Source organism: Paraburkholderia atlantica (genome assembly GCF_009362785.1).
Lineage (GTDB): Bacteria > Pseudomonadota > Gammaproteobacteria > Burkholderiales > Burkholderiaceae > Paraburkholderia > Paraburkholderia atlantica.
In genome coordinates, this window is the sequence record NZ_WHNQ01000018.1 from 95,470 (window position 1) to 120,981 (window position 25,512).

21 protein-coding genes and 2 pseudogenes are annotated in these 25,512 nt (G+C 62.3%); 9 read left to right on the plus strand and 14 right to left on the minus strand.

Going from position 1 to position 25,512, the window contains the following annotated elements:
- Window positions 1-5 precede the first annotated feature (5 nt).
- The 9 genes and pseudogenes from GCT19_RS24100 to GCT19_RS24140 form a co-directional block, all read right to left on the minus strand.
- Window positions 6-884 carry an ABC transporter permease gene (locus GCT19_RS24100; RefSeq protein ID WP_152853295.1) on the minus strand — a complete coding sequence of 293 codons (879 nt, stop codon included), beginning with the start codon at window positions 882-884 and terminating at the stop codon, window positions 6-8.
- On the minus strand, window positions 881-1,873 hold the full coding sequence (locus GCT19_RS24105; protein WP_152853296.1) for an ABC transporter permease: 993 nt from the start codon (window positions 1,871-1,873) through the stop codon (window positions 881-883). Before GCT19_RS24105 ends, GCT19_RS24100 begins: the two co-directional genes overlap by 4 nt.
- Before the next feature lie 5 nt (window positions 1,874-1,878).
- Entirely contained in the window at window positions 1,879-3,594 is a 1,716-nt protein-coding gene (locus GCT19_RS24110; RefSeq protein WP_321576860.1) for an ABC transporter substrate-binding protein, read from the minus strand.
- Window positions 3,536-5,236, minus strand: coding sequence for an ABC transporter ATP-binding protein (locus GCT19_RS24115; protein WP_152853298.1), 1,701 nt, complete (start codon window positions 5,234-5,236; stop codon window positions 3,536-3,538). The genes GCT19_RS24110 and GCT19_RS24115 overlap by 59 nt, the downstream gene beginning before the upstream one ends.
- Window positions 5,233-6,642 (minus strand): LLM class flavin-dependent oxidoreductase, encoded by a 1,410-nt coding sequence (locus tag GCT19_RS24120; RefSeq protein WP_152853299.1) that lies wholly within the window; start codon window positions 6,640-6,642, stop codon window positions 5,233-5,235. The genes GCT19_RS24115 and GCT19_RS24120 overlap by 4 nt, the downstream gene beginning before the upstream one ends.
- Window positions 6,643-6,832: 190 nt before the next feature.
- Complete coding sequence (locus GCT19_RS24125; RefSeq protein ID WP_018435878.1) at window positions 6,833-7,651, minus strand: MetQ/NlpA family ABC transporter substrate-binding protein; 819 nt, start codon at window positions 7,649-7,651, stop codon at window positions 6,833-6,835.
- 550 nt (window positions 7,652-8,201) lie between these two features.
- Window positions 8,202-9,731 carry an amidase gene (locus GCT19_RS24130; RefSeq protein ID WP_152853300.1) on the minus strand — a complete coding sequence of 510 codons (1,530 nt, stop codon included), beginning with the start codon at window positions 9,729-9,731 and terminating at the stop codon, window positions 8,202-8,204.
- A 31-nt stretch (window positions 9,732-9,762) separates the two neighbouring features.
- Window positions 9,763-11,093, minus strand: a pseudogene (locus GCT19_RS24135) (ABC transporter substrate-binding protein); the annotation flags it as partial.
- Window positions 11,094-11,149: 56 nt separating this feature from the next.
- Window positions 11,150-11,743, minus strand: a pseudogene (locus tag GCT19_RS24140) (IS5 family transposase); the annotation flags it as partial.
- A 444-nt stretch (window positions 11,744-12,187) separates the two neighbouring features.
- On the opposite strand from GCT19_RS24140, the gene GCT19_RS24145 reads away from it, so the two are divergent.
- Genes GCT19_RS24145 through nirD form a run of 8 tightly spaced genes read left to right on the plus strand, consistent with a single transcriptional unit; the run spans window position 12,188 to window position 18,680 of the window.
- Window positions 12,188-12,691 (plus strand): SUF system Fe-S cluster assembly regulator, encoded by a 504-nt coding sequence (locus GCT19_RS24145; protein WP_018435882.1) that lies wholly within the window; start codon window positions 12,188-12,190, stop codon window positions 12,689-12,691.
- Window positions 12,688-14,136: a Fe-S cluster assembly protein SufB gene (gene sufB, locus GCT19_RS24150; RefSeq protein ID WP_152853301.1), complete on the plus strand. Its 1,449-nt coding sequence runs from the start codon at window positions 12,688-12,690 to the stop codon at window positions 14,134-14,136. Before GCT19_RS24145 ends, sufB begins: the two co-directional genes overlap by 4 nt.
- Before the next feature lie 29 nt (window positions 14,137-14,165).
- On the plus strand, window positions 14,166-14,957 hold the full coding sequence (gene sufC, locus GCT19_RS24155; RefSeq protein ID WP_152853302.1) for a Fe-S cluster assembly ATPase SufC: 792 nt from the start codon (window positions 14,166-14,168) through the stop codon (window positions 14,955-14,957).
- Window positions 14,954-16,279, plus strand: coding sequence for a Fe-S cluster assembly protein SufD (gene sufD / locus GCT19_RS24160; RefSeq protein WP_152853303.1), 1,326 nt, complete (start codon window positions 14,954-14,956; stop codon window positions 16,277-16,279). Before sufC ends, sufD begins: the two co-directional genes overlap by 4 nt.
- Entirely contained in the window at window positions 16,276-17,529 is a 1,254-nt protein-coding gene (locus GCT19_RS24165; RefSeq protein WP_152853304.1) for a SufS family cysteine desulfurase, read from the plus strand. The genes sufD and GCT19_RS24165 overlap by 4 nt, the downstream gene beginning before the upstream one ends.
- On the plus strand, window positions 17,526-17,981 hold the full coding sequence (gene sufU / locus GCT19_RS24170; protein WP_152853305.1) for a Fe-S cluster assembly sulfur transfer protein SufU: 456 nt from the start codon (window positions 17,526-17,528) through the stop codon (window positions 17,979-17,981). The genes GCT19_RS24165 and sufU overlap by 4 nt, the downstream gene beginning before the upstream one ends.
- Before the next feature lie 8 nt (window positions 17,982-17,989).
- A complete protein-coding gene (locus tag GCT19_RS24175) occupies window positions 17,990-18,358 on the plus strand; it encodes an SUF system Fe-S cluster assembly protein (protein WP_026228776.1) in 369 nt (122 codons plus the stop codon).
- Between the two features lies 1 nt (window position 18,359).
- Entirely contained in the window at window positions 18,360-18,680 is a 321-nt protein-coding gene (nirD, locus tag GCT19_RS24180; protein WP_018435889.1) for a nitrite reductase small subunit NirD, read from the plus strand.
- A gap of 665 nt (window positions 18,681-19,345) precedes the next feature.
- Here the strand turns inward: nirD and GCT19_RS24185 are convergent.
- The 5 genes from GCT19_RS24185 to GCT19_RS24205 all read right to left on the minus strand — a co-directional run bounded on the left by GCT19_RS24185 (window position 19,346) and on the right by GCT19_RS24205 (window position 24,531).
- Window positions 19,346-20,365, minus strand: coding sequence for a D-cysteine desulfhydrase family protein (locus GCT19_RS24185; RefSeq protein WP_152853306.1), 1,020 nt, complete (start codon window positions 20,363-20,365; stop codon window positions 19,346-19,348).
- Window positions 20,366-20,443: 78 nt separating this feature from the next.
- Window positions 20,444-21,640 carry an aminotransferase class V-fold PLP-dependent enzyme gene (locus GCT19_RS24190; RefSeq protein WP_152853307.1) on the minus strand — a complete coding sequence of 399 codons (1,197 nt, stop codon included), beginning with the start codon at window positions 21,638-21,640 and terminating at the stop codon, window positions 20,444-20,446.
- A 27-nt stretch (window positions 21,641-21,667) separates the two neighbouring features.
- On the minus strand, window positions 21,668-22,141 hold the full coding sequence (locus GCT19_RS24195; protein WP_152853308.1) for a RidA family protein: 474 nt from the start codon (window positions 22,139-22,141) through the stop codon (window positions 21,668-21,670).
- A 102-nt stretch (window positions 22,142-22,243) separates the two neighbouring features.
- The gene (gene gcvA / locus GCT19_RS24200; protein ID WP_152853309.1) at window positions 22,244-23,155 is read right to left on the minus strand and encodes a transcriptional regulator GcvA; all 912 of its coding nucleotides are present in this window, start codon (window positions 23,153-23,155) and stop codon (window positions 22,244-22,246) included.
- 80 nt (window positions 23,156-23,235) lie between these two features.
- On the minus strand, window positions 23,236-24,531 hold the full coding sequence (locus tag GCT19_RS24205; RefSeq protein ID WP_026228756.1) for an L-fuconate dehydratase: 1,296 nt from the start codon (window positions 24,529-24,531) through the stop codon (window positions 23,236-23,238).
- Between the two features lie 191 nt (window positions 24,532-24,722).
- Between GCT19_RS24205 and GCT19_RS24210 the strand changes: the two genes are divergently transcribed.
- Window positions 24,723-25,484, plus strand: a complete 762-nt coding sequence (locus GCT19_RS24210; RefSeq protein ID WP_013092576.1) for a GntR family transcriptional regulator — start codon at window positions 24,723-24,725, stop codon at window positions 25,482-25,484.
- Window positions 25,485-25,512: the final 28 nt, after the last annotated feature.

The following is a 25,512-nucleotide window of genomic DNA, read 5'->3' on the forward strand; positions in this document are numbered from 1 at the left end:
GGCCTTCACGGCCGCAGCGCTTCGATTGCCTCCCGACGTGACGCCGCATCGACACGGCGGTTTCTCGACAGGCGCGGATTGAAGGTGGCGTGCAGCGCATCGCTCAACAGATTGAGCGCGAGAACCGTCAGCGCGATCGCGGAGCCGGGCACCGCGATCATGTACCACGCCGTGCGCAGCGCTTCGCGTCCCGTGCCGACCATCGAACCCCAGCTCAGCACGTTCGGATCGCCAAGCCCGAGAAACGAGAGCGCCGCTTCGGACAGAATCGCATTCGCAACGAGCAGTGCTGTGGAAACGAGGATCGGCGTGAGTGCGTTGGGCAAAATCTCGATGAAGATCAGATGCGCATCGCTGGCGCCGAGCGCCAGGCTGGCGCTGACGAACTCGCGCTCGCGCAGCACGATGAACTCGCCGCGCGTGAGCCGCGCAATGCTCGGCCAGGCGGTGATTCCGAGCGCGAACACGATGGTCGACAGCGAAGGCGTAAGGATCGCGACAAGAATGATGGCGAGCAGAAACGGCGGCACGGTCTGAAAGAACTCGGTGATCGCCATCAGCGTCTGATCGATGATGCCGCCGAAATAACCCGCCACGCCGCCGATCAGCACGCCCAGCACGAGCGCGATCAGCGCAACGGTGATCCCCACATACAGCGAAACGCGCGCGCCGTGGAACAGTCCGGCGAGCAGGTCGCGCCCCATCAGGTCGGTGCCGAGCGGATAGGCATGATCGGCGCCGGGCCATTGATACGGCGCGGCGACCATGTCGAGCGGATCGCCGGGAAAGAGCCAGTTGGCCGACAGCCCGGCAAACAGCGCGAGTGCGAGCAGGATCACGCCGGTCAGCGCGGACGGCTGGCGCAGGAAGTGGAGCAGTTTCATCGACGCGACCTCGTGCGCGGATCGATCAGCCCATAGAGCAGATCGACAATCAGATTAAGCAGGACCACCAGAAACGCGGAGAGCAGCAGCACACCAACCAGCAGATTGACGTCGCGGCTCTTGATTGCCTCGAACGACAGCTGCCCCAGCCCAGGCCAGCCGAACACCGTCTCGACCACCACCGAACCGCCGATCAGCGCACTGCCCTGCAAGCCGAGCATCGTCAGCACGGGCAGCACGGCGTGACGCAGCGCGTGATGCGTCGTCACGTACCACGGCCGTCCGCCTTTCGCGCGCGCGGTGCGGATGAAGTCTTCCTGCAAGGTTTCAATCATCGAGGCCCGCGCGAGGCGCGCAAAGATCGCCACGTAGTACAGCACGAGCGTCGCCGCCGGCAGCACGAGATGGCGCAGATGATCGAGCAGCAGCGCGAAGCCGTGATGCGCGACGTTGGTATCGGCCACGCCGCCGATCGGCAGCCATTCGAGATGCACGCCGAACACCACGATGAGCATCAGCGCGGTCCAGAACATCGGTGCGGAATAGCCGAGCGTGGCCAGCGTGGACACGAGCATATCGACGAAGCCATGCGGACGGCGCGCGGCCAGCACGCCGAGCAGCAGCCCAAGGCTCACGGAAACCAGCAGGGCCGTGCCGATCAGCGCGAGCGTGGCGGGCAGGCGGCCGAAGATCAGCGTCGCCACGGGTTCGCCGAAGCGGAACGAGAAGCCAAGATCGAGCCGCAGCGCATGTTCAACGTAGTGCAACAGCTGCCACACCACGCCCTGATTCAGACCATAGGCTTCGCGCAACTGCGCCACGTATTGCGGCGACACGTTGCCGCTCTCGCTGGCGATCACGTCGACGAGATCGCCAGGCATCAGCTTGAGCAGCCCGAAGTTGAGCACCGTGGTGCCGAACAGGACCAGCACGAGCTGAATCAGCCTGCGCCCTATCTTGCGCGAAGCCGGCGTGGAAGTGAGCTGCATGATGCTCAAGCCTTGTCGAACCAGACGCGCGCGAAGTTGGCGCGCGAATGGCTGGCCGTATCGGTGACGTTGCGCAGGTTCTTCGCCCACACGCCGAACCAGCGGAACTCGAACAGATTGATCAGCGACAGGTCGCGCTGCGCGATCTTCTGCAACTGCACGTACAGGTCGCGCCGTTTGGCGGGATCGGTTTCCGTCTGCGCGGATTCGATCACGCGGTCCATTTCGGGGCTCGCGTAGCCGGACGCGTTGAACCACGGCGTGCCGTTGGAGGCCGCTTTCGACCAGTAATGCTGCTCGATGCCGATCTGCGGATCGAGGCCGTCCGTGCCCCAGCTGCTGATCAGTTGGAAGTTGTAGTCGGTGAAGACGTTCTTGATCCAGGTGGGCAGATCTTGGCCGCGCAGATTGACGTCGATGCCGACCCGCCGCAGCGACTGACGCACGAATTCGCCCGTGCGGCGATAGTCGTCGCCATACGGGATGAAATCGTGATCGAGCTTGAAGCGCCAGCCATCTGCTTTCTTCGGGAAACCGGCCTTGTCGAGCAGTTCTTCCGCGCGCTTCGGATCGTACGGATATTGCTGCGTATCGGGCGAGTAGAATGCCTTCACGAGCGACGACTCCGGCCCCGTCGCGGGTACCGCATAGCCGCCCCAGACGGTCTTGACCAGCACGTCGCGATTGATCGCGTGCGAAATGGCCTGACGCACTTCGAGCTTGCCGAGGATGGGGTCGCGCAGATTGGGTTCGAGCCACAGCCACGCCGCGTAGCCGTTATAGCCTTCACGCGAGACTACGAGGTTGGGCAGCTTCGCGAGGCGGTCGGCATCGGCGAATGTCACCGGGTTGCGCTCGCCATATTGTGCGGCACCCGTTTCGAGCGCGGTCGCGCGGCCGGAGACGTCCGGCGTGATCTTCCATGTAATGCGGTCCAGATAAGGCTGACCGGGCGACCAGTACTTCTCGTTGCGGTCGAGCACGATGCGGTCTCCGCGCGCCCATTCTGTGAACTTGAACGGACCCGTGCCGACCGGCTTGTTGTTGTACGGATTGTTGCGGATGTCGGTGTTTTCGTAGAGATGCTTTGGCAGGATCGGCGTGCCCAGCGAATCGAGAATGCCGAAGGTCGCGGGCGTCGATTTCGACAGATGCAGCACCACGGTGTGCGTATCCGGCGTGTCGATCTTCGTCAGGTATTGCAGCACGCGCCGCGAGGCCGGGCTGATCTTGAGCCACACTTCCTCGGCGGAGAACTTCACGTCGGCGGCGGTGAAGGGCTGGCCATCGTGCCACTGCACGTTCTGGCGCAGCCTGAAGGTCCACGTCAAACCGTCCGGCGAGACAACCCAGCTTTCCGCGAGCTGCGCGCGCGGCTTCAGGTCGGGACCGTACTCGATCAGGCCGTCGAAAATCTTGCTCGCCACCGCGCCGATCATGGTCGCGGAGTTGACGAAAAAGGCGAGCGTCGGCGGCTCGGGGTGAAGAACCGCGGTAAGCGTGCCGCCGCGCTTCGCGCCGTTCAGTGTGATGGCTGTAGTCTCTGTCGTGGCCCAGGCTACGCCTGTGAACGTGAAGGGCGTTGCCGCGCCTGCGAGCAGTGCGCCGGCGCCTTTGAGCAGTTTGCGCCGCCTCAGGTCGGCAACCGCGGCGCCCAGCGGATCATCGCGGAACAGGAGCGTCGAGGTGGAAGGGGGCTGCCGCTTGCTCTTGAAGGTCACGATCAATTTTCCTTGTGTCGAATGTAAATGAAGCCTGAAATGACGGCACGGCGTCGATCAGCGTGCGCGTGTAAGCGTGTTGGGGTAACGTCCAGATGGACGCCTGATCGCCGCGTTCGACGATGCGCCCCGCCTGCATCACGAGGACGCGATCGGCGATGTAGCGGACCACCGAGAGGTCATGCGAGATGAACAGCAGCGCGAGGCCGAGTTCGTGCTTGAGATCGACCAGCAGGTCGAGCACCTGCGCCTGGATGGAGACATCGAGCGCGGAGACGGGCTCGTCGCAGATGACGAGTTGCGGCTCCAGCACGAGCGCCCGCGCAATGCCGATGCGTTGCCGCTGTCCGCCGGAAAACTCGTGCGGATAGCGCTTCAGCGCCGATGCGGGCAAACCGACTGCATCGACGATGCGGCGGATCTTCGCATCGCGTTCGCGCCGGCTGGCTACGCCGTGAATGGCGAGCGCATAGCCGAGCGTGCGCTCGACGGTGTGGCGAGGATTCAGCGAGCCATACGGGTCCTGGAAGATCATCTGCACGCGCCGCCGGTACGGCCGCAACGCGCGGCGTGTGCGATGCGTGATGTCCTCACCGTCGAACACGATACGGCCGCCCGAGGGCTCGACCAGCCGCGTCAGCGCGCGCGACAGCGAAGACTTTCCGCAGCCCGATTCCCCCACCAGACCCACGGTTTCGCCGGCTTGAATGTCGAAGCTGACGCCATCGACGGCACGAACGCCGTGATAATCGACGTGGATATCGCGCGCCTCCAGCAAGATGCGGGCAGGCTCGCTGTCCACACGCCGAGGCGCTGCAACGGGCGCATCCGTGAGCCGCGCGTCGCGATAATGCAGACCTGCGCCGAAATGCAGCGAAGCGCCGAGCAGCGCACGCGTGTAGGGTTGAGAGGGCTGCGCGAACAGTGTCTTGCTCGCGGCCTCTTCGATCTTCGCGCCGTCCTTCATCACCACCACGCGATCCGCCCAGCGCCCGACCACGCCGAGATCGTGCGTGATGAGCAGCACGGCCATCGAGAGTTCACGGCGCAAGCGGTCGATCAGTTCGAGAATCTGCGCCTGTATCGTCACGTCGAGCGCAGTGGTCGGCTCGTCGGCGATCAGCAGGCCCGGACGGCAGGCGACGGCAATCGCGATCATCACGCGCTGCCGCTGTCCGCCCGACAGTTGATGCGGATACTGTCCGAAGCGCCGCTGCGGGTCGGGCAGGCGCACCAGGTCGAGCAGCTCGAGTGCTTCCTTGCGCGCGGCCTGCGCCGACATCGGCCGATGCAGCGTCAAGGCTTCCGCCACCTGCTTGCCGATCGGCTGCAGCGGATTCAGCGAAGTCATCGGCTCCTGGAAGATCATGCTGATGCGATTGCCGCGCACCGCGCTCCATTCGCGCTCACTCTGCCCGAAGAGCGGTTTGCCTTCGAAGCGCAGCACGCCTTGAACCTGTGCCTGACGGGGCAGCAGACCCATCGTCGCGAGGGCGACGGTGGATTTGCCGCTGCCCGATTCGCCGACCAGCGCGACGATCTCGCCGTGCGCGATCGTCAGATCGAACGCACGGACGGCGGCCTGCGCGGCGAACGATACGCTCAACTGGTCGATCTGCAGAAGAGGCGGCGCGGCGCTCATGTCGCCTGCTTGGACGTGACGTCCGCCGTGAGGTCCGGCAGATTGCGAAAGCTCGCGCCCGTATGCCGCGACCCGAGTCGCGCGCCGTTGCCGAACAGCTTGTCGCGCAGGGTGCCCTGTGCATACGCGGTCTTGTAGATGCCACGCGATTGCAACTCGGGAATGACGAGATCGATGAAATCTTCGTAGCTTTCGGGTGTGACCGTGCGCGTGAGATTGAAGCCGTCGATCTCGGCTTCGTCCACCCATGCCTGCAGTGCGTCGGCCACCTGCACGGGATCGCCCACGATGGTCGTATAGCGGCCGCCCAGTTGCATCTGTTCGAGCAGATGGCGCACGGTGACGCCGCGCTTGCCATCCGTCACGCGCTGCACCGACGATTCGATTCCGCGCCCTTTGTGACCACCGGGCGGCGCAAGCTCGTCATCGGGCGCGTAGCTCGAATAGTCGATGCCGCTGCCGGCCGAGAAGTGTGCGAGGCCCGCCTCGGGGCTCGCATACCGCGCATATTCGGCGAATTTCTCTTCGGCCTCTTTCTGCGTGCGCCCGACGACCACGGTGATGCCCATGATGATCTTCAGGTCGCGTGGATCGCGTCCGGCTTCGGCGGCTTGCGCGCGCAGCGCGTCGACCAGTTTGCGCGTGCCGGCCTTGCTCTGGCTCGACACGAACACGCATTCGGCGTGACGCACGGCGAACGCCTGGCCGCGCCCCGAGGAGCCCGCCTGGAAAAGCACCGGCGTGCGTTGCGGCGAGGGTTCGCTCAGGTGATAGCCCTCGACGTCGTAATAGCGGCCGTGGTGATGCAGCTTGCGGACTTTTGCGGGATCGGCGAAGACACGCTTTGCGCGGTCGCGCAGCACGGCGTCGTCCTGCCAGCTTCCTTCCCAGAGTTTGTACAGCACGTCGAGATACTCGTCGGCGCGGTCGTAGCGCTCGTCGTGCGCGATCATTTCGGTGTGGCCCATCGCACGTGCGGCGCTGTCGAGATAGCCCGTCACGATGTTCCAGCCGATCCGGCCGTCTGTCAGATGATCGAGCGTGGAGAAGCGCCGCGCGAGCAGATAGGGCGCCTCATACGTGAGATTCACCGTGATGCCGAAGCCGAGGTGCTGCGTGGCGGCTGCCATTGCGGAGACCAGCATCATCGGGTCGTTGACGGGCAACTGTACCGATTCCTTCAGCGTGACGTCGGCCGATTGCTGATAAATGTCGTAGACACCGACGATATCGGCGATGAACAGGCCATCGAACAGGCCGCGTTCGAGCAGCTTTGCGAGATCGGTCCAGTACGAGAGCTTGCGGTATTCGGTGGAACGGTCGCGTGGATGTGTCCACAGGCCATGATTGATATGGCCGACGCAGTTCATGTTGAACGCGTTCAGAATGATTTGCTTCTTTCTCATGGGAGGGTGTGCGGCAGACCTTGGCCCGTTGCACGAGCGTGGCCGGGCGGCCGCACTCGCATCATGCGTTCAGAGGTTGAAACGCATAGCGTCCCACAAATGGAGCCGGCGGCTAACCATCAAATGCGCATTTGCATTTCAGGTGCGCCGCTGCCCGTTGATGGTGCGTGCTTGCCGTTGCACCGGGCGCTCAAAAGGCCGGAATGATCGCGCCTTGATAGCGCGACAGGATGAACTGCTTCACTTCGGGCGACTGATAGGCCGACACCAGTTGCTGCACCCACGGCTTGCCGGCGTCCTGCTCCCGCACGGCGATCAGGCAGGCATAGACGCTCGAGCCGTTCTCGACGAGGATCGTGTCTTTGGCGGGATTGAGGCCCGCCTTGATCGCATAGTCGGCGTTCACAGTAGTCGCGTCGAAATCGTCGAGCGTGCGCGGCAGTTGCGCGGCGTCGACTTCCTTGAAGCGAAAATGTTTCGGGTTGTCGACAATGTCGACCGGCGTCGCGTTGATGCCCGTCACAGGATCGATGCCTTGCCGCAGTTTGATGCTGCCTGCTTTCTGAAGCAGCAGCAGAACGCGGCTTTCGTTGGCGGGATCGTTCGGAATGCCGATGCTCGCGCCGTCCGGCAAATCTGCGAACTTCCGGTAGCGGTTCGAATAGAGACCAATTGGCCCGATCCATGTGCGGCCGATGCCCACCAGCTTGTAGCCGCGCGCACGAATCTGCGACGCGAGAAACGGCCGGTGCTGATAGCTGTTCGCGTCGAGATCGCCAGCGTCGAGCGCCGCATCCGGCTGGATATAGTCGTTGAACGACACGATGCGGATATGCAACCCATAGTCGCGCTCGGCGACCTTCTTGACGGCCTCGAAAATTTCCTCATGCGGTCCGCTCGTCACGCCGATTCGCAGCACCTTTTCCTCAGCGTGCGCGGAGAGGCTGGCAACGGTGGCAAACAATGCCCACACGAGGGCGCGCAGAAACGGAAATGAGAGCACTTGCACGATGAGCGATACCCGTCCGGGCGTGATTGTCGAATGCGCTTATTCTATGGACGTGTCGTGTGCCCGCTAACCAATCGCTTCGCATAACCTTATGCCGCGTCGCGATTGTCTGCCGTGTGTGCGGCGCGCTGACGCCGAAGGAATATCGATGTTACGAACGCTCGGTTTGTTCGCCGGCAAGCTTCTGATAGATTGTTGGCGGCGTGGCGTGCAGGCATACCACGCTTTCAGGGAGAGCGATATGTCCGTGCCGTTGAACATCGGAATAGAACTTCCCGGGGAGGTACTGTTGAATGCGGAGGATGGAGAGTTGAAGCAGACGACTGTCGTGCAGTGAGCACATTGGCAATCGCGGGAGAACATGCAGACTAGATTCGCGCCAGGCAGGCGGCAACCAATGATTCGTGCGATCGATATCAGAAGATGGAGCAGATACTTAACGCGCGTATCGCGCCTAGAAGCTGCGCAGCCGTTCGAGGTTCACCGCTGTCCAGAGCGTGCGCGTCAGATGCGGCTTCTGGACAGTGCATGTGAGACGAGAACAGCTTGCTTACCGGCCAGCAGCCGCTTCATATCCGGGTGGCACGAGAAAGCCGCCATACGCTTCTTCGAGCAACCGCGCGAACGCAATGGGTGTGCGGTCTTCGAGCCACGGACCGACGGCTTGCGCGCTGACGGGCAAACCCTCGTCATCGAGGCCGAGCGGAAAACTCGTGGCGGGCAATCCAGGCAGCACGGGCAGACCTGCCCAGTAGAAGAGATCGAGGAAGCGCACATCACGCAGACCTTCCTTGTAGGCCACGGGATACGTCCGGGTGCCTTTCGGCTCCGCGCGGTTATGTCGGAGCGCGGGCGTGGGCGCGACAGGCGTCACCACCACATCGAAAGTTTCGAAGAGCCGTTCCCATTGATGTCGCAACGCATGCCGCGCTTCATCGGCTTTGAGCCAGTCGCGATGACTGAGCGTGGGCGCACGCAGCCATGCGGCATCGGCGCTGTGATCGTCCGGCGCGAGGGCGGCGAACCGTTGCCGCGCCGATTCGCTCTGCGCAGGCGGCTCGGCCAGCGATGAACCCAGCAGCGTGCGATACAACGGATGCGCGCGCGCCAGATCGGGCAGCACGCCGTCGGTCAGATCGGCGGGGCGGCTGACAGCGGCACCTTGCGTGCGCAAACGCTCGACCACGCGCTCGATCCCGAAGCATTCGGACAGACTGGGCGCGGTGCCGGGCCATCTGTCGATCACGAGCACACGGAAATCGGCAAGGCGTCGATGGTGCGCGGGCGGCAAGTCGACCCGCCATGCCTTGGCCGTCAGCGGCTCGCGGTTGAGCAGCAGGTCGAGCGCCAGTTCGAGATCGTCAGCGCTGCGTGCTAGCGGCCCGGCCACGCTCAGATCGCGCGCCGAGAAGCGCCCCGGCGGCGCGCCCGCGCCACGCAGCGACACGTGGCCATAGCTGGGCTTGTGTCCATAGACGCCCGTGAAGTGCGCAGGAATGCGGATCGATCCGCCGATATCCGAGCCCAGTTCCCGCGCGACATAGCCTGCTGCAAGCGCCGCAGCCGAACCCCCTGACGACCCACCCGGCGTGCGTTCCAGATCCCACGGATTGCGTGTCAGGCCGTACACGTCGTTGTAGCTTTGCAGGTCAGCCAGACCGAGCGGCACGTTGGTTTTGCCGACGATCACCGCGCCGGCTTCACGCAGTGCCGCGACCGCGAGCGAATCGGTCGAGGCGCGGTTTTCTGCGAATCCAGGGTTGCCGACGCTGGTGACGAGGCCCGCCACGTCGAACGATTCTTTCACGCTGATCGGCACGCCGAGCAAGGGCCGTCGCTCGCCGCGTGCCAGTGCCGCGTCGGCTGCACGGGCTGCTGCCGTGCGCGCCTGTTCATCGTCGCGTGCGACCACGGCGTTCAGCGCGCCGTCGAAACGCGCAATCCGGGTCAGCGAGTGTTCAAGCAGATCGACTGCGGAAACGCGCTTCGCGGCCAGCGCTTGCGCCTGTTCCTTTGCGCTCGCAAACGTCAGCGCGTCGAGCACGGCAGATGTCGATTCATTCAGTTGTGGTGCGGTCATGATCGGAGTGGCTCGCTTGAAGGGCGGCGGTTCAGGTTTTCGGTTCGATCCATGTGTCGGAGAAATCGCCGGCTGTCAGATCGATGCTGTTGATCAGGTTGTGCACTCTCGTCTGATAGACCTGCACGGCGGAAGGAACCGTTACGAGCGGCAGCACGGGCAAATCGCGGCCGACGATCTGCTGGATCTGCCGGAACGCGGGATCCAGATAAGCGGATGCCTGACACCGTCCAACCAGTAGATGCGCTGCACGCCGACAGTCGGGTCATAGAGACGGCCCAGCCCGTTCAGATTCAGATCGAACTCACGCGTCGTGTAGGCGCGGCGCAGATAGGTCGGCAGATCGCCGTCGAGTATGGTCGCCTTGATGCCGATGCGGGACAGCGCGGCCCGCAGATAGTCGGCGGCGCGCCGGAACTCCGCGCCGCTGATGTAGTTGATCTTCACAGCAAAGCGCTGACCGTCGGCCTGCTTCGGATAACCCGCTTCGTCGAGCAGACGGTTGGCGGCGCTCAGATCGAACGGATAGTGAAACGTGCTGTCGTCGTAGTAGCTCGCCAATACGGCGGGCACGGGCGAGTTGACCACGCTCGAACGCTTGTAGAAAACATTGTCCTTGATGAAGTTGCGGTCCACCGCGTGCGCGATGGTCTTGCGCACTTCCGGTTTGGCGAGGATCGGGTTGTCGAGGTTGAATTCGAGGAAGGCCGCGTTGTTCAGGGACGCGTCGTAGCTGTCGTCGATCTTCAGTTGCGGCAACCTTGCCAGACGGCCGAGATCGGCGAGTCCGACGTTGGCGGCGGCATCGACTTCGCCTGTTTCCAGCGCTGTCGAGATCGACGCCTGGTCGGGCACGATCCGGTAGATCACGCGATCGAGAAGCGGTGCACCCCGTCGCCAGTAGTTCGGGTTCTTGCGCAGGCTCACATAGCTGCCGCGCACCCACTTGTCGAACACGAAGGGTCCGGTGCCGATGGGCGCGGTGAGGTTGGGGCTTGTCAGCGGATCGCCGTCGCCGTAGCGGTGCTGCGGCACGATCGGCAGTTCCGCCGACGACAACGCCTTGATCAGATAAGGCGTCGGCTTGCCGAGCACCACGACGACCGTCAGGAGATCAGGCGTATCGACGCGTTCGACGTTGGCGAGCGTGATGCGCCCGCGTGGGCGGAGGCGCTTTTGCGTGAGGATCGAGTAGCGAATATCCGCCGACGTGAAGCTCTCGCCGTCGTGCCACTTCACGTTGGGCCGCAATTTGAAGGTATAGCGCAGGCCATCGGCACTGACGCTCCATGCGACGGCGAGCAATGGCTGCGGTTTGAACTGTGCGTCGTAGCGCAGCAAGCCTTCCGTGATTTTCGCGCTGGCCTGAACGGCGGGGTCGTGCGTCAGCAGATTGCCGCGGCGGGCACGAATCACGAAACGCCGGTGGAAGAGACCGTGCGGGCGCTGAACGATCCGGTGTACCCCTGATCCGCAAATGCTACCTTGACCGTCTGACCCGTGACCTGCTGGACCTGCCGCGCCAGTTCTCCAACCTGTGCGCGCTCCGGTTCGTTGGCCGGCGTCACATGCACTGCGAGCAGTTGCCCCAAGGTATCAACCGCGATGTGCACCTTGCTGCCTTTCTTGCGTTTGTACCCGTCATAGCCTGCACGCGGTCCGCTCTCGCACGTCGATTGCAGCGTCCGGCCATCAAGGATCACTGCTCTGGGCTGACCTCGCCGATCCTGCGCCACCCGGATGATCGAGCGCAGGTCATGGACCATGGCTTCGAAACAGCCCGCCTGAATCCAGCGTTGCGTCTGCTGATAGACCGTCTCCCACGGCGGAAAGTCATTGGGCAGCAGACGCCACGGCGCACCCGCGCGGACAATCCAGCGCAACGCGTTGAACATTTCGCGCAATTCGTATCTGCGTTGCGGTGCGTCTTTGCTCATCAAGGTCAGGTACGGAGCAGCGAAGTACCACTCTTCATCCGACACATCCGTTGGGTAGGGTCTGCGTTTTTTCATCCGGCCAGGATACCAGGTCTGGCCGAAAGTTCATAACACCGTCTAGACGGGGGGCGGCTGGAAAGACAGACCGGGCCTGAGATCAGGGCGATGAATTTCGCTAACCCGCCTGGGGCCGCCCGCGACGAGGCCACGCGCATAGCGACAACGCCCGGGTACAAGGAATCTTGCCGTGAGCGAAAGGACGATATTCTGGATATCAAACAACTAATGTCTCGCCAGAGTGATCCGTCACGAAGACCATTACCCCGACAAGGTTGTGCATACAGGTCTAGAATGAAATTGGCGTTGCATCGTTCGCGAAATGCTTATCCCGAAACGGAAAGCGGTTCGCGACGTGGCCCGGAATCCCACACAGGACAGTGTCTCTCACTGCAAACGTGCGGATTGCGTTTCGATGTAATCAGGACCAAATGGGTCCTGATTAAAAGGGAAGATGTTCCGATGTTGCGCATGAGCAAACTTGCCGATTACGGCACGGTGATCATGACCGCGATGGCGCGCGATCCGGATGCCGTCCACAGCGCAAGCAGCATTGCGGCGGCGACCGGGGTCGCGATGCCTACGGTGTCAAAGGTGCTGAAAGTCCTGACGCGGGGTGGTGTCGTGGAGTCTCTGCGCGGCACAAACGGCGGTTACCTGCTGCCGCGGCCGCCCGGGCGGATCACGCTGGCGGAGGTGATCGCCGCCGTCGACGGCCCGATCGGCATGACCGAATGCAGCACTACGCCAGGCCTGTGTATCCAGGAGGCGGTGTGCGCGGTGCGCGCCAACTGGCAGAAGGTCAATCGCCTGATTTACGAAGCGTTGCAGCAGGTCACGCTGGCGGACATGGCGGGCCCCACCTTGCGCGTGGTCGATATTAGCGCGATCCGCGCGCGTAGTATTCCCAACCATCGCGCGGGCGCGACGCCTGCGCGCAAGTCGATTGACGGAGGCCACGCATGAGCTCATCCGAAACCGGTCTCCATGAGCTGATCAGCCGCGAATACCAGCATGGTTTCGTGACCGACCTGCAGGCCGATGCGCTTCCGCGCGGGCTGAGCGAGGACGTGGTCCGGCTCATTTCAAAGAAGAAAGACGAGCCGGCGTTCATGCTCGAGTGGCGACTCGCGGCCTACCGCCACTGGCTCACGATGACCGAGCCGCACTGGGCGACGGTCGAACACCCGCCGATCGATTACCAGAACATCATTTATTATTCCGCGCCGATGACGCAGAAGAATCGTCCGAAGAGTCTCGATGAGGTCGATCCGGAACTGCTGCGTACCTACGAAAAGCTGGGTGTGCCGCTGAGGGAGCGCGAACTGCTGGCGGGCGTGGCGGTGGATGCGGTATTCGACAGCGTGTCGGTAGCGACTACGTTCCGCGAAAAGCTGGCGGAACTCGGCATCGTGTTCTGTTCGTTCTCAGATGCCGTACAGCGTCATCCCGAACTGGTGCGAAAGTATCTCGGCTCGGTCGTGCCGCACACCGACAATTTCTTCGCTGCGCTTAATTCCGCCGTGTTCAGCGATGGCTCGTTCTGCTACATCCCGCCGGGCGTGCGCTGCCCGATGGAACTGTCGACCTACTTTCGTATCAACGCCCGGAACACCGGGCAGTTCGAGCGCACGCTGATCGTCGCGGACAAAGGCGGGTATGTGAGCTATCTGGAAGGCTGCACCGCGCCGATGCGCGACGAAAACCAGCTGCATGCCGCTGTGGTCGAGCTGATCGCGCTGGAAGGGGCGCAGATCCGCTATTCGACCGTGCAGAACTGGTATCCGGGCGATGCGTCGGGCAAGGGTGGCATCTACAACTTCGTGACCAAACGTGGCGACTGCCGCGAGGCGAATTCGAAGATTTCATGGACTCAGGTGGAAACCGGCTCGGCGATTACGTGGAAGTATCCGAGCGTGATCCTGCAGGGCGATAACTCGGTCGGTGAATTCTATTCGGTGGCGCTGACCAACCACTTTCAACAGGCCGATACCGGCACGAAGATGGTTCACCTCGGCCGCAATACGCGCAGCACGATTCTGTCGAAGGGCATTTCGGCGGGCCGCGGAAAGAACGCGTACCGTGGCCTCGTGAAGGTCGGCCGTGCGGCCGAAGGTGCGCGCAACTACACGCAGTGCGATTCGCTTTTGCTCGGAAACCGTTGCAGTGCTCACACATTCCCTTACATCGAGGTCAAGAACCCGACCGCGAACGTCGAACACGAAGCATCGACGTCACGCATCGGCGAAGACCAGTTGTTCTATTGTCGGCAGCGCGGGTTGTCGCCGGAAGATGCAGTGTCGATGATCGTGAACGGGTTCTGCAAGGAAGTCTTCAAGGAGCTGCCGATGGAGTTTGCCGTCGAGGCGCAGAAGCTGCTCGGCGTCAGCCTGGAAGGGGCTGTGGGATAGCCCACAGTGAATCGCGAGGGATTCGGACCATGCTTGAAATCAGCAATCTGCAAGTCGAAGTCGACGGCAAGAAAATTCTGCGTGGCATCAATCTGAGGGTAAAGGCCGGCGAGGTGCACGCGATCATGGGCCCGAACGGCTCGGGCAAGAGCACGCTTGCCCAGGTGCTGGCCGGGCGCGAGGACTTTGCTGTCGCGGGCGGCGAGGTCTCGTATTTCGGCCGCGACCTGCTGGCGCTCGCACCCGAGGAGCGTGCGCACCAAGGACTGTTTCTCGCGTTCCAGTATCCCGTCGAGATACCCGGCGTGAGCAACGTTTATCTGCTGAAGGCGGCTTTGAACGCGCAGCGGCGGTATCGTGGCGAGCCGGAGTTCGATGCGATGGAGTTTCTGCAACTGGTCAAGGGGAGGATGACGCTGATGCAGATGGACGAGAGTCTGCTGTATCGCGCAGTGAACGAAGGTTTTTCCGGTGGAGAAAAGAAACGCAACGAGATCCTGCAAATGGCCGTGCTACAGCCACGGCTCGCGATTCTCGACGAAACGGATTCCGGACTCGACATCGACGCATTGCAGATTGTCGCGCAGGGTGTTAACAGCATGCGCAGTCCGGAACGGGGGATCGTGCTGATCACGCACTATCAGCGGCTATTGGAATACGTCGTGCCGGATCGTGTGCATGTGCTGGCGAATGGCCGGATCGCGAAGTCGGGATCACGTGAACTGGCGCTGGAACTGGAGCGTAAAGGCTATGGCTGGATCGACGATGAAGCGGTGCAACCAGAAATTAGAGCAAGCCGGGAACGTGCGGGGCATCCATGAAAAACGAATCTCTCGACTATTTCCATCAGGCTTTTGGGCAACTCGCGAAGACGTTGCCCGGCATTGAGTTTCTGTGGCTGCGCGCCGCTCGCCGAAGCGCATTCGACCAGTTCGACGCGCTGGGTTTGCCGACCACGCGGCACGAGGACTGGAGATACACGAACGTGTCGGCGATCGGCAAGCGTCCCTGGCATTTCAGGGCACAACGCACCGACGATGGCGACGTGCGGCACGTCATCGATGAACTCGAGCTGGACCCTGCCGGGCATCGACTGGTCTTTGTCAACGGTCGGCATGTGCCGCGGCTGTCGAAACTGAATGATTTACCACACGGGGTATTTGTGGGCTCGCTTACCCGGGCGTTGAGAGAAATGCCGCAACGACTGGAAGCGGCAATCGCCTCGCAGGCATATGCCGACGGTTTTGCCGCGCTGAACATGGCGTTTATGACGGACGGGTTTGCCATCGTGCTGCCGCCTGGCGAGGTCATCGATCAACCGCTGCAGATACTGTTCCTGACCGACGAAGCAGGTCTTGCGGTGCAGCCGTTCAATGTCGTGCTTGCAGGATCACGCTCGGGCTGCATGCTCGTCGAGCACTTTGTCGGGCTGGGCGACGATGCGTACTGGACTAACGCGGTTACCCGCATCGTTGCAGACGAGCAGGCGGACGTGCAGCACTACCGGTTGCAGCAAGAGGGCCCGAAGGCTTTTCATATCGCCTCGCTCGCCGCTGCGCAGCAACGCGGCAGCTGTTTTACGTCACATGAGTTCGCGTTTGGCGCCGCGTTGTCGCGCACGGACATCTGCACGAGCCTGAACGCCGCGAACGCGCAGGCGACGTTGAATGGTCTTTATTTCGTTGGGGGCCGGCAGCACGTCGATCACCACACGCGCATCGATCACAAAGAGCCGCGTGGCACGAGTCGCGAATATTACCGCGGGGTGCTCGACGGTGCTGCGCGCGGCGTGTTCAACGGGCGCGTCATCGTGCATCGCGATGCGCAGCAAACGGACACGCATCAGGCGAACCACAACCTGTTGCTGTCACGCGATGCGGAAATCGACACGAAGCCGCAACTCGAGATCTACGCCGACGACGTGAAATGCACACACGGCGCGACGGTCGGTCAACTGGACGACAGTCAGCTGTTCTATTTGCGTGCGCGGGGAGTCGAAGAGCGCATGGCGCGGGCGCTACTGACCTACGCATTTGCGCGCGACATTGTCGAACGTGTGCGCATCGATTCGCTGCGTGTCCGGCTCGAAGACCTGCTGCTCGCGCACACTCCGGAAGGCGAGCGCATCAGGGAGTTGCTATGAAGCCGATCGAACAGATGCAGACGCCCGATCCGCGCAATGTCGAGCATTGGCGAGCCGATTTTCCTATTCTGGGCGAGCGCGTGCATGGCCAGCCGTTGGTCTATCTCGACAATGGCGCCACCACGCAAAAACCCGCCGCGGTAATCTACGCGGAAAACGCTTACTACCGGCATAGCAACGCCAACGTGCACCGCGGCGTGCATCTGCTGTCGCAGCGCGCGACCGATTCATTCGAGGCAGCACGCGCGAAGATCGCGCGCTTCATCAATGCGCAGCGTCCGGAGGAGATCGTGTTCGTGCGTGGCACGACCGAAGCGATCAATCTCGTTGCCCAGAGCTATGCGCGCCCGCAGATCAAGCCCGGCGACGAGATCCTGATCAGCGCAATGGAGCACCATTCGAACATTGTGCCGTGGCAGCTAGTCTGTGAGCAGACGGGCGCGGCGCTGAAAGTCGTGCCGATCGACGATACGGGCGCGCTCGATGCCGACGCGTACGAGCGCTTGTTCAGTGAACGTACGCGGCTGGTCGCGATGACGCACCTGGCCAACGCGCTCGGCAGCATCAATCCGGTCGAGCGCATCGTTGCGGGGGCGCACGCGCGAGGCGTGCCGGTACTGCTGGATGGCGCGCAGGCGATTGCGCATCTGCCAGTCGACGTCCGCGCGATAGATTGCGATTTCTACGCGTTTTCCGGGCATAAGGTGTACGGACCAACTGGCATTGGCGTGCTATATGCCAGGGCCGCACTGCTTGAAGCGATGCCGCCATGGCAGGGCGGCGGCGACATGATCCGCTCGGTAACGTTCGAGAAAACGGAATACAACGAGATTCCGTGGAAGTTCGAGGCGGGCACGCCGAACATTGCTGGCGCAATTGCGCTGGGCGCGGCGCTCGACTATGTCGACAGCATCGGAATGGAAGCCATCGCCGCGCACGAGAACGAGCTGCTCGCCTATGCAACGGATGAATTGCGGGTGATACCGGGCTTGCGTTTCATCGGTAGCGCACGCGACAAGGCAAGCATTCTGTCGTTCGTGCTCGACGGCGTGCATGCCCATGATGTCGGCACGATTCTCGATCATCACGGCATTGCCGTGCGTGCAGGCCATCATTGCGCGATGCCGGTGATGCAGCGCTTCGGCGTACCGGCGACCGTGCGCGCGTCGCTCGCCCTCTACAACACGCACCAGGATATCGACGCTCTGGTCGAAGGTCTCGGCAGGGTCAGGGAGCTATTCGGAACATGAACGATCTGCGCGAGCTGTATCAGGAAGTCATTTTCGACCACTACCGGCGGCCGCGTAACCGTCATGGACTGTCCGGTGCCAATCACACGGCTGAGGGCTATAACCCGCTGTGCGGCGACCGGATTACGCTTTATCTGCGAATCGAAGACGGCATCGTCAAAGAGGCGAGTTTCGAAGGCGCAGGCTGTGCAATTGCGACAGCATCGGCGTCGCTGATGACCGAGGCGCTGAAAGGCAAATCGGAAGCGGAGGCCGAAGCGCTGTTCGGGCGCTTTCACGACATGGTGACAACACCCGCTGCAGGGCAGGTGGCAGCCGCGTCGGAGATGGGCAAGCTGGCGGTGCTGTCCGGCGTGCGTGAATTTCCCGAGCGTGTGAAATGCGCGACGCTGGCCTGGCATACGCTGCATGCCGCACTGCACGACGAGGATCGCCCCGCTTCGACAGAGTGAGGCAGATGATGAGCACATTCGACTGGCTGAAGCGCGCTGAGGCCGCACAACCCGGCAGTGGCACAACAACAGTACGTCTTGAAGAACGCGTGATCGACGCGCTGCGAACCGTGTTCGACCCGGAGATTCCAGTCAACATCTACGATTTGGGGCTTGTTTATGGTCTCGACGTGGACGAAGCCGAAGGCCGCGTCGGAATCCGCATGACGCTGACCGCGCCCGGCTGCCCGGTCGCGCAGACCTTCCCGGCAACGGTGGAGGATGCGGTGTTCTCGGTGAGCGGTGTGAACGACGTGCATGTTGAACTGGTGTGGGATCCGCCGTGGTCGAGAGACCGGATGTCGGATGCGGCGCGCCTGCAATTGGGAATGCTTTGACATGTCCAACTGGGTCGATGTCGCCGCGATAGGGGATTTTCCGGCTGGAGCCGTTCGCAGCGTCGAGGTCGATGGCGCGCAGGTCGCTGTGTTCAACGTCGACGGCACCTGTTATGCAATCGAGGATATCTGCCCGCACGACGGCGGCATCCTGACGGGCGGTGTGGTGGAAGGCGACGTGGTCGTCTGTCCGCGCCACGGTGCACGGTTTTGCATCAGGACCGGAAAGGTGCTGGCGCCGCCGGCATATGAGGATGTGGTGGCGTTTCCGGTGCGGATCGAGGCGGGCGTCGTTCAGGTGCGTGACGATCGGTGGGATTGAGTGAGTTAGAGTGAGCCCGGATGGGCCAAACCGGACGCGCCATGCATGCCTTGCTCGGGCCTCGCGGGTACCAAATGCCGAAGTATGGGTAGGATGATGGGTACGTCGTGGCTCGGGTGTGTGGGAGCCAAACCTGGCGCGGCTGTGCGGGCATCGGTTGGACCCTGCTGCCTGCAGCAAACCATGTCGGGCATCTCTTGGCAACGGTTGGCAAATACGGCTGACGTGGGTTAGAGACTGGCCACTATGCGCAGCCGCGAAGTGTGAGTTGGCAAGTTGGATATACGGTGGCCGGGCAGCGGAGGAGTAGAACCTGCCCAGGCTTTCCTCGCGGTTGTAGAAAAGTCTGTGTGATTTGTTGCCTGTTGATGGGGAGGTCCCGGTCATCCTGCCGAATCTTTGTCAACGCTAGCTCATAGCGGATACCTCAATCAACATGCCGCTTCTGGTGGTATATCGGGTGGTATGTCGCTCCTGAAAAAATCAACAGACCCTTGCCAGGAAAGCGATTCCGGGCATTTTTCAAATCCCGCCCTGGGCACCATTTCGAATTGTCGATTCGAATCTTCAAGCGCTTCGCGCTTTCTTCAGACAACGGCGGCCCGTATCAGACCATCGCGTTGTCTCTGCTTCTTCTGCGGCTCACTTTCGCCGCGCTTCATCGCTCAGAACTCGTTCCGATAGGCAAATAGCCCCGGAAGCCCGCCGCTCATCACGAATAGAATCTTCTGTCCCGCAGAATACTTGCCGGTACTCACGTCTTCGACGAGACCCGCAAATGCTTTACCGCTATACACGGGATCGAGCAGCAAACCTTCAGTCGATGCCATCAGCCGAACCGCAGCGCGCATGTTATCGGTCGGAATGCCATAGCCGGGACCAAGCTGCGCTTCGTCGATCGAGATGTCGTCATCGCTCACGCTTAGGCCAGGGTCGATCAGTCGAACCGTTTGATTCGCTTTTTCCAAAGTAACCGTGCGCGCGTGGCCGGCATTCCCATACACCGTGAATGCGGCAATACGTGACGGATCGAGGCCCAGCGCAACCAAACCCGCCACCAGTCCCGCATGCATGCCGCCGCTTCCGTTCGGCACCACGATGCGATCGAAAGCGACGTTTTGCGCTTGCGATTGCGCGACGATTTCAGCGGCACAGTCCGCATAGCCCAGGCAGCCGACCGGGCTCGAACCGCCCAACGGACACACATACACGTTACGGCCCTGCGCTCGCAACTCGTTCGCGCGTTCCTCGGCGAATTGGAGTGCGTTGGCCGCGCCGGGAAGATCATGCACGCGCGCATCGAATAGCGCATCGAGCAGCACGTTGCCGTTCTCCATGTAGTCGTGGTCGGAACGGGGCACGGTTCTCGTCAGCACCAACTCGCATTGAAGTCCGACGCGAGCCGCCGCGGCCGCCGTCAGGCGCGCATGGTTCGATTGACGTGCGCCGACGGTAATGATGGTGTCCGCGCCACGCTCGAGCGCTTCGCCAATCAGGAATTCGAGCTTGCGCAACTTGTTGCCGCCGCCACCCAGTCCCGTCAGATCTTCTCGTTTGACGTAGATGTCCGCGCCGCCGAGGCGGGCGCTCAGACGCGCAAGGTGCTGAATTGGCGTCGGGCCTTCGAGCAGCGCGTGGCGCGGAAACTTTGATAAATCGAAGTGGTGCGGTGAGGCGGAATTCATGGTCGTGTGCGGGCGATTGAGTTGAAAGAGACGCTTCTTTTCAATTGACTGACGCAAAGTTCGCTTTGAACCGAGTACTCAATGCGTCAACGCTCGTATCCCAGCCAGCAATTTGTCAACTTCGGCGTCGGTGGTCAGATAGCTGACCGATGCGCGGGCGATTTGCGTCAGCCCTCTGACCGTCATATCGAACGGTGTGTATGCGACGCCATTCGAGCCGATCGTGATGCCCTGTGCCGCCAAGGCGCGTCGCACCGACATGGCGTCGAGTCCGGCGACGTTGAACGACACCAGACCGGATCGTTCGACACCCTGGTCGAGTACAGACACGCCGGGCATCGCGGCCAACCGCTCGCGCAATGTCTGCGCGGTCCGATCGATCTGTGCGCGGATATTGTCGATGCCGATTTCCAGCGCTTCGTCCAATGCATTCGCCAATCCGCAATGCAGTGCAATCGACGCTTCCGATGATTCGAGACGCGCGGCATCGTCGCGCAGTGCCGGCTCGCCATTGGCGTCGAGCGGCGCGGAATAGGTGTCGACGAAGGCCGGCGTCAAACGGGGCAGGAAATCCCGCCGCACGTATAACAGCCCGGTGCCGCGCGGTCCGCGCAGTGCCTTGCGGCCAACGCCCGCCAGCACATCGCAGCCGACTTCGACGACGTCGATCGGCAGTTGTCCGATGGCCTGCGCCGCATCGATGAAATACGGAATGCCGTGACGGCGCGCTATCTGCCCAATCGCGGCGGCGGGATTGATCAGTCCGCCATTGGCCGGTAGCCACGTGAGTGCAATCAGTCGGACCCTGTCGTCGAGCATCGCTTCGAGTGCGCCAGGATCGACCCTGCCGCTGGCATCGGATGGAATCGTCTCGATCGATGCGCCCGCGCGCTGCGCCAGAAGGCGCATCGTCGCGAGATTGCCGCCCCATTCGTGCCGCGCAACGAGGATGCGTTGACCCTTCCGCCACGGACCCAATGCCGCGAAAGCTGCGCCCCATCCCGGCGAGTTGCCGGTCGTCAGCGCGATCTCGGCGGCCTGAGCGTTCAGCAGTCGCGCGGCGAGCGTGCGCGCTCGCTCGGTCTGTTCGCCGGCAGCCGCGCCCGCTTCCATGGGTCCCATCGACGCTTCGCGCAACAGATGCGCGTGAATCGCTTCGAGCGTGCCGGCCGATGGCAGCGACGCGCCCGCATGATTGAAATGCGTGGTGCTGAGAACACCGGGCGTGCGGGCGCGTATTGCGTCGATGACTGCGGGCGACAGCGGAGAAGACATTGGCGGCTCCGAGTGTATGAGTGGAATTCAGGCGTTTTTCAATGCGACAACCGCTTCGACTTCGACGGCGACTCCCGCCGGAAGCGACGCGACGCCGACCGCGCTGCGCGCGTGACGGCCGGCGTCGCCGAAGATCTGCACCATCACGTCCGACGCGCCATTGGCAACCGTGCTGTGCGCACTGAATGCCGGCGTGCTCGCGATGAAGACGTTCAGGCGCACGACGCGTGCCACGCGCTCGAGCCGGTCGCCTGTCGCCGCGACGATCTGCGCGACCACTCCGAGCGCCGACAGCCGCGCGGCCTGAGTGCCTTCGGCATCGCTGATATTGTCGCCGAGACGCCCGAGATATGCAGGCTGTCCGTTGTTGCGTGAAATCTGACCGGAAATGTAGAGCAGATCGTCTTCCTGTACGAAGGGCACGTAATTGGCGGCGGCCGCTGACGCGGTTTCGAGTGTAAGGCCAAGGCCGGCGGCGCGGGAGGTGATCGAAGAGGTCATCGGAGGTACCGTTTTGGTGACGGGAAAGCTTCGATGCTATTCATTCGCGCTGCACACGACCAACGAATTATCGTGCCCGACGCATGAGCCAAACTAATGCGTTCAGCCGAGCCGGTCCTGCTGTGCCGTTTGCATGATCCACGAGCAGAATGCGTTCGCTGCGGCGTCGAGCTTGCCCTTGCGCGTGACGAGCCACCAGCCGATGCGCGCATCGTCGAGCACCGCGTCGGGCAACGCCGGCACCAGCGAGCCTTGCGCGAGCTGCTGCGCGATCAGCCGATGACGGCCCATTGCGATGCCCTGTCCGGCGAGCGCCGCTTCTACGACGATGTTGTAGTCGTGCAATTGCAAGCGTTGCGCCTCGCCGAGATCGAGACCGGCATGACGCGACCATGCTTCCCATTCGAACGAATGCGTCGAATAGGAAATCAGCAACGGGAAACGCAGCAGGTCCAGTGGTTTGCGCGGACGCTTTCTGCCGGCAAGCAGCGACGGACTGCACACCGGCGAAAGACGCTCGGACATCAGCCTTTGCGAAGCGACACCCGGCCAGCCGCCGCGTCCATAGCGAATCGCCACGTCGACTTCGCCGCCGGGCACATCGGCGAGTGCGATGTCGGGCCGCAATTGCAGTTCGATATCCGGATGCGCGAGCGGGAACGTATGCAGACGCGATGCGAGCCAGCGACTCGCGAATGAAGACAGCAGGCCCACGTTCAGCGTTTTGCGTTCGGTGGAGAATGCGCGCACTTCGCTGGTGCCGAGCCGCAGCAGTTCGAAAGCCGCGTGGACTTTCGCATAGTACGCGCGGCCCGTCTCGGTGAGTTCAATGGCGCGCGTTTGGCGCTCGAATAGCGCGATGCCCAGATCGGCTTCAAGCTTCTGGATATGGTGGCTGACCGCGCCTTGCGTGACGAACAGTTCTTGCGCCGCGCGGCTGAAACTCAGGTGGCGCGCGGCGGCTTCGAAGGCGCGCAGCGAAAGCAGAGGCGGTAAGGGTCGGGCGGTGCGCATCGAATCGGGCGGTAACAGCGTGAGCGAAGTCTGCCGTTATACGCCTGATGCGACGCAAATAGAACCCTTACCGTTCAGCTTCATTCCTGCCATGCAGCTCCTTCCGGATACCAGTACTTGTCCAACGTCCCTTCCAGCATCTCGATGCTATAGCCCGGCCGTTGCGGCGGCATGTAGTGCCCGTTGCGGATCACCACGGGGTCCACGAAATGCTCGTGCAGATGATCGACATATTCGAGCACGCGGTTCTCGAGCGACCCCGACACGCAGATATAGTCGAACAGCGAAATATGCTGCACGTACTCGCACAATCCGACACCACCAGCATGCGGGCACACCGGTACACCGAACTTTGCAGCCATCAGCAGTACGACGATCACTTCGTTGAGTCCGCCGAGCCGGCAACTGTCGATCTGGCAGAAGTCGATCGCTTGTGCTTGCAGCAGTTGCTTGAACATCACGCGATTGTGGCAATGCTCGCCGGTTGCGACGCCGATCGAACCGAGCCGCCGGCGAATCGCCGCATGACCGAGGATGTCGTCGGGACTGGTGGGCTCCTCGATCCACCACGGGTCGAACTCGGCGAGACGACGCATGTTCGCGATCGCCTCATCGACGTCCCACACCTGGTTCGCGTCCATCATCAGCTTCAGGTTCTCGCCGATCTCTTCGCGCAGAATGCGCGCACGCCGCACGTCTTCTTCCAGGTCGCCGCCGACCTTCTGCTTGAAGTGCGTCCATCCCTGCGCGACCCCTTCGCGCGCGAGACGGCGAATTTTGTCGTCGTCGTAACCGAGCCAGCCTGCCGAGGTGGTGTAGGCCGGATAGCCGTGCTCGAGCATTTCCTTTTCACGCTCGCCTTTGGTTTTCGCATGACGATGCAGCATCGCGAGTGCTTCGTGCGGCGTGATCGCATCGGTTACGTAGCGAAAGTCGAGGCAGCGCACGAGTTCTTCCGGACTCATGTCGACCAGCAGCTTCCAGACCGGCTTGCCGACGGATTTCGCCCACAGGTCCCACACCGCGTTGACGACCGCCGCGGTGGCAAGATGAATCGCGCCTTTGTCCGGGCCGATCCAGCGCAGTTGGCTATCCGAAGTAAAGGCGCGCCAGAAAGCGCCCATATTCGCGGCGATATCTTCGAGCTTCTTGCCGACGATCAACGGCGTGAGTGCATTCACGGCAGTCACGCAGATTTCATTGCCGCGGCCAATCGTGAACGTGAGGCCGTGGCCGGTTAGATTCGGCGTGTCGGTTTCGAGCGTGACGTAGGTGGCGGAGTAGTCCGGCGCGGCATTCATCGCGTCGGAGCCGTCCAGCGAACGTGAAGTGGGGAACCGGATGTCCCGAACGGACAGCCTTGTGATCGTCGTCATTTGCGCACCCTCCGGGGCTGTGGCTATCGGCTTGTCGTCTGCGGACGCAGACGGAACAGTTTCGTGCGCACGCTCTCTGTGTGCGCGGATTTGCTGCGCGTACGGGTAAGCCCGTAGTTCCCAGATACTAGGCATACCTAGGGATTTCCAGGCATTTGTACGCGTTGACAACACGGCATTCGCTTTCTAGCATGCTAGCATGTTCTCTCGAAATCAAGGCCTCCGTGAATTCCTCAGCCGAACTGGAGAATGCCGCTGGCAATCCTTATGTCGCACTGCAAAAAGTTCGCGGGGGCGAGCGCGGCAGTTTGACCGACGCGGTTGAGGCAGCGTTGCGAGAAGCGATTGTTACGTTGGCGTTGGAACCCGGCATGATGATCGACAAGATGGCCGTGTGCGAACGGATGGGCGTGTCGCGCTTTCCGGTGTCGTCCGCGTTGGCAAGGCTTGCGCATGCGGGTCTCGTCGAGGTATTGCCGCAGCGCGGCACGCGCGTCAAACCGATCGCGCTCGACGACATCCGCCAGCATCTGTTCATCCGCAGCGCACTGGAGGTCGAGACGGTGCGTGGCGTGGCGCGAATGCACGACCGGGCGACGCTCGACGCGTTGGCGAGCAATCTCGACCAGCAGCGCAGTCTGGCTGGAAGTGGTGAACGTCTGGCGTTTCATGCGCTCGATCTGGCTTTCCATGAAATCCTGCTCGACGCGGTGAAGCTGCCGCGCGTGAAGGAAATCGTCGCGGTGTCGCGCAATGCGCTGGACCGCGCGCGGCAATTGCTCGCAAGTCCAGAACGGCTTGTGCATACGCTGGAAGAGCACGAGAGCATTTTCAAGGCTCTTTGCGCGGGAGACGGCGATGCGGCCGCGAAAGCGATGCATGACCATCTCGACCAGGTGGTCGCCGAATTGCACCGGTCCGCGAAAGAGCGCCCCGACCTGTTTGCGCCTTGAATGAAAGCTGCAATGAAAGCCGTTGTCG